Genomic DNA, 3,115 nt, shown 5'->3' with positions numbered 1-3,115 from the left:
AGTAATACTTTAACTTTATCGAGAAACATCAAATTCCACGATTTTGAGGTCAATTTTTCGAATGTTTTATTGATTCTAAAGCACATCATGGGTTCGTTCCAGGTTTTTCATTTTTTCGCGCCAAAGGCAACCTGATCTTGGACTATATCGTTGATTCGGCAAGGGATTGTCGACCGTAATACCCTTATTCCTGCTGTAACTGTCTGCAACATGGACGCCGGGCGTTTTGTGCCCTTGTCTTCAATTTCAAATCTTCAAAGCCGCTTGCCACTTCGGGTGGTCAGTCCCTCATCGCTGCCCTGTCCAGCCTCGAAGCAGTATACCACATGAATATTAATTTGTAAAGTAGATAATGGAATGCTGTCGTTAGCACATGATATGTCCGGTCGAATTAGCAAGTGAAATGTCCGGTCCGAGGAAGCGGCGCATGGTAAGGCTCTAGTCGGAGGTCCGACATGGAGCATTGCAGTGTGGCCGCGATGGAGCGGGCAATGAAGATGCAAGAAGTGATTTTGCGAGCTTTGGCCAGGACGATTACCTGGTGGCAGGCGGCCGAGATTGCGGGGATCAGCCCTCGACAGATGCAGCGTTGGAAGAAGCGATACGAGTGGGGAGGGTACGACGGCCTGTACGACCGGCGGCGGGGTCAGCCGAGCCCGCGCCGGATTCCGCTGGAGACGGTGGAGCGCGTGCTGGGGTTGTATCGGGAGAAGTATTTCGACTTCAACGTGCGGCATTTCCACGAGAAGTTGGTGGAGGAGCACGGGATCGAGCTGAGTTACACCTGGGTGAAGCTGGTCCTGCAAGGGGCAGGGTTGGTGGCCAAGCGCAAGCAGCGAGGGGTGCATCGGAAACGGCGGGAGCGGCGCCCTCTGCCCGGGATGATGTTGCACGTCGACGGCAGCGAGCATCGCTGGTTCGAGCATGATCGCTGGTATGACTTGCTGGTGGTCATGGATGATGCGACCAGCCAGATCTATTACGCGCAACTGGTGGAGGAAGAATCGACGCGGACGGTGATGGTGGCGCTGCGGGAAGTGATCGAAAATAAGGGAGTCTTCTGTGCCCTCTACAGCGACCGGGCGAGCCACTTTTTTCTGACTCCTAAGGCGGGGGAACCCGTGGATCGACAGCGTTTGACACAGGTAGGGCGGGCGCTGAGTGATTTGAGGATCGAGATGATTCCCTCCTATTCGCCGCAGGCGCGGGGGCGGAGTGAGCGGAACTTTGGGACCTGGCAGGGACGGCTGCCCCAGGAGTTGCGCTTGCGGGGGATCGGGACGGTGGAAGAGGCGAACCGATTTCTCAAGGAGTCTTATATCGCCGAGTTTAATCGCAAGTTCACGGTGAAGGCCGCCCAGCCTGGTCACGCCTTCGTGCGGGCGCGGCGGGGCGACTTGGATCGGGTTTTCTCGATTCAGCACGAGCGCATCGTCAACCGCGACAACACGGTGAGTTGGTCAAACCGCTGCTTGCAGATTGAGAAGACGTTGTGGCGGGGCAGCCTGGCCGGCTGCCGCGTGACGGTCTATGAACATTTGGACGGAACGGTGAGCCTCGGCTATGGCCCCAAGGTCCTGGGCCGCTACACGGGGGAGGGCGTCGCGCTGAAGCCGGGAGATGGTAAACCCGCCCTTCCAGGCGAAGCGGCCTAAGGGGGAGAAAATGACATGTCCACACCAGGGAGGGAGATCGGAACTTGGAGTCGGGAGACTCAATCGCCGTCCCGCCGATGCCAACCCGAATCGGCTGTGCGCGCGAACTCCAGTCGCCCTACGGGCGCCTTCCGTTCGCGCGCAAAAAGCAAAACAAATCCTAAGGACGAACAAAAGGAGAACAAAACCGGACATTTCACTAATCAAGAATACCGGACATTTTAACTTGCTAACGACACTCTTTCGGGCATCAATTCTGTCCTTAAGCAGGCATGCAATCCGCGATACAATCAAGGGATGCACAATATCAATCGTATTTCCCACGGTGCCAGGCGCGCATGGGCCGCCCTGGCAATCGCAGGCTTGGCGTTGCTCTCTGCTTGCAACCAGAAGCCGACCTCGACCCGCGAGATTTGGGCGGAAGTGGACGGCAAGCCAATCTATCGCGACCAGGTTGAAAGGCAATACCGACGTCAGATGCAGTCGGGCTCGGACGCCGGCAGCCCCGTCCAGGCGCTCACTTTCAAACTAAACATTCTGAATGAACTGATCAACAACCAAATTCTGGTGGATCACGCCTCGCATGCGCGGATTTCAGTGGCTGAAACCGAAGTGGATTCCAAGCTGGCGCAGCTTCAGGTGGCCTTTACGCCGGATGAATTCCTGAAGAAAATTAAGGAACAGGGATTGGAGCTGAGCGATGTCCGCGATGAGTTGCGGGAGTCTCTGATCATCGAGAAATTGATTAATAAAGAAATCACGTCGCAAATCAAAATCACTGATGAAGAGATTGCTGATTTTTATAAGCATAACGAGGCCAGCTTCAACGTCCCCGAAACCCAATACCACGTGGCCCAGATTCAGGTGACGCCCGTTCGCGATGCCCAAATTCGCAATCTGAAAAACGATGACGCGCAAACGCCGGCGGCGGCGGAGCGCAAGATTCAGGCCTTGTACGCCCGGCTGCGCAATGGCGAAGATTTTGCAACCGTGGCTCAGGAGTATTCCGAGGATCCCAGAACGTCAGCGGGCGGGGGCGACATGGGTTTTGTCCCAGCTTCTTCACTGGCGGGCAGCCCGATACTCAAGCAAGCTTTGAGTTCCCTCAAGCCGGGCGAGATTTCAGGGATTGTTCGAACCCCGGCGGGATTCCATATTTTCAAGCTCCTGGAGGTCGAAGAGCCCGGCCAGCACCTCCTTTCCGACCCGTCGGTTCAGAGCGCCATCCGGCGAAACCTGACCAACGAAAAAAATGAACTCATGAAATCCGCCTACATTGAGGACCTTCGCGATCAGGTGAAGGTGGTTAACAATCTCTCCCGGAAAGTTGTCGCAGCCGCAGGCAATCCCTCTGGGGTTGATTAGCCGCGCCGCTTGAGGCTAGGCCAGGCGGATCAGCTTAAATCCGGTTTCGACTCCCGTCAGTTCCTTTACGTAAACACGCTCAATACGGCCGGCCC

Annotated in this window: 2 protein-coding genes; both read left to right on the top strand. The window is 56.0% G+C overall.

All coding sequences use genetic code 11. The features are described from left to right. Nucleotides 1-491 precede the first annotated feature (491 nt). Nucleotides 492-1,655 carry an ISNCY family transposase gene (locus VG146_14135; GenBank protein HEV2393486.1) on the top strand — a complete coding sequence of 388 codons (1,164 nt, stop codon included), beginning with the start codon at nt 492-494 and terminating at the stop codon, nt 1,653-1,655. Between the two features lie 297 nt (nt 1,656-1,952). Then, a complete protein-coding gene (locus VG146_14130; protein ID HEV2393485.1) occupies nt 1,953-3,020 on the top strand; it encodes a peptidylprolyl isomerase in 1,068 nt (355 codons plus the stop codon). The last annotated feature ends 95 nt before the right edge of the window (nt 3,021-3,115 follow it).

The sequence above is a fragment of the Verrucomicrobiia bacterium genome, from assembly GCA_035946615.1.
In the GTDB taxonomy this organism is placed as follows: Bacteria; Verrucomicrobiota; Verrucomicrobiia; order Limisphaerales; family UBA8199; genus DASYZB01.
The sequence above is the reverse complement of the archived record's forward strand: the minus strand, read 5'-3'. Positions and strand labels throughout refer to the sequence as shown.

Coding starts and splice junctions, on each gene's coding strand:
- VG146_14135 (HEV2393486.1), top strand. CDS start 492: ATGAAGATGCAAGAAGTGATTTTGCGAGCTTTGGCCAGGACGATTACC.
- VG146_14130 (HEV2393485.1), top strand. CDS start 1,953: ATGCACAATATCAATCGTATTTCCCACGGTGCCAGGCGCGCATGGGCC.